Origin of the sequence: Serratia sp. T13T92 (assembly GCF_047530105.1) — a bacterium.
Taxonomy (GTDB): Bacteria; Pseudomonadota; Gammaproteobacteria; order Enterobacterales; family Enterobacteriaceae; genus Chania; species Chania fonticola.
Genome location: NZ_JBLJAK010000113.1, coordinates 1 through 1,381, shown reverse-complemented (window position 1 = coordinate 1,381; position 1,381 = coordinate 1). Strand labels below are relative to the sequence as shown.

The following is a 1,381-nucleotide window of genomic DNA, read 5'->3' as shown; positions in this document are numbered from 1 at the left end:
ATCGCGCATATATGGACGCTCCCGATAACGCCAGTGTTTTCTTGAAAAAGGTGAACAGGTATTGCAGGCATATATTCGGTTTCTTTCTGGGTCTTTACGACCCGAACCATGATGAAATCCGCCAGGTGAGTGCCTATCATCCCTACGGGCCAGGTTGCCCTTGCGCGATACGGCATGTCTCACCTGCGGTCTTACCTGTTTCGCCATCTTCTTGATTACACGTGCAACTATCGGACTGCGTTTACTCTTGCTGACCCGGAACTCCCCGTTGAGCTCGCCTCAATGGGCGGTTCCGGGTCGATATTCTGTTTCTTTCACCAACATTGACCATAGAATACGCGCTGTTTTACTCGCCTGTGCCACTACGGCCACGTTGTGGTTTTTCCTTTGGAGCAGCGCTGATAACCACGGCATCTCTTCTTTGTGTCGTTCGATCACCGACACAACCGCTCGGGCACCGTGCACCAGCAAATACCGGAAGTAGCCATCACCCCGTTTGCTCATGCTGCCCAGCCGTTGTTTGCCTCCACTCGAATGCTCTCGTGGTGTCAAACCCAGCCACGCAGCAAATTGCTTCGCGCAGTGGAATTGTTGCCCATTACCTACCGAAGCCACCAGATAGGTCGACGTTAGCAGCCCCACTCCCGGAACTTTCATGACTCGCTGACAGGCCGGTTGTGTCTTCGCCCATTGGGCCAACTCTTGTTCAATCAGGGCAACCTGCTCTTCAAGCGCCAGGATATGTTCAAACTGGCGTGCTACGCTGCGGCGTACAAACGGGGACAAGACGATATCACCGTTTTCCAGTATTTCAGGAATACCTTGATGGAGAGCACGATGACCGGTTGGCATCACAAGCCCAAACTCGGCCAGCACGGCACGTAAACTGTTCACACAAGCGATACGTTCCCGGACGAGGATATCGCGTTCGGTATGAAGTGCCAGAACAGTCTGTTGTTCGGTGGTTTTCACCTGCACAAAGCGCATGTTAGGTCGGGCAACTGCTTCACAAATGGCTTCGGCATCGGCTGCATCGGTCTTGTTGGTTTTGACGTAGGGTTTAACGTACTGCGGCGGTATCAGTTTGACCTGATGGCCGAATTGAGCCAGTACGCGTGCGAAATGATGACTGGAAGAACAGGCCTCCATCCCTATCAGACAAGGCTCCAGTTGCATCACGAAAGGCACGAATTTATCGCGAGTCAGTTTTTTCTTCAGGACAGTGTTGCCGTTGCGATCGACACCATGAAGTTGAAAAACGTTTTTTGCCAAGTCGATACCAAGAGTCGATACTTTCATTTGGACGCTCCTGCTGTTGAGGTTAGACACTCAAATTGTGGCACATTGCGATGCCGTGGTAGGAGCGTCCATCTCATTATCC

At 52.1% G+C, this 1,381-nt stretch carries 2 protein-coding genes; one reads left to right on the top strand and one right to left on the bottom strand.

The window, feature by feature from the left end; all coding sequences use genetic code 11:
• Positions 1-215: hypothetical protein (locus tag ACMV5I_RS29435; protein ID WP_414825967.1), on the top strand; the 215-nt coding region annotated here is incomplete at its 5' end.
• A gap of 64 nt (positions 216-279) precedes the next feature.
• Here ACMV5I_RS29435 and ACMV5I_RS29430 read toward each other — a convergent pair.
• Positions 280-1,299, bottom strand: a complete 1,020-nt coding sequence (locus ACMV5I_RS29430; RefSeq protein ID WP_414825966.1) for an IS110 family transposase — start codon at positions 1,297-1,299, stop codon at positions 280-282.
• Positions 1,300-1,381: the final 82 nt, after the last annotated feature.

What these genes read in the sequence shown, in the direction of transcription:
- ACMV5I_RS29430 (WP_414825966.1), bottom strand. Translation starts at nt 1,299, where the DNA reads ATGAAAGTATCGACTCTTGGTATCGACTTGGCAAAAAACGTTTTTCAA.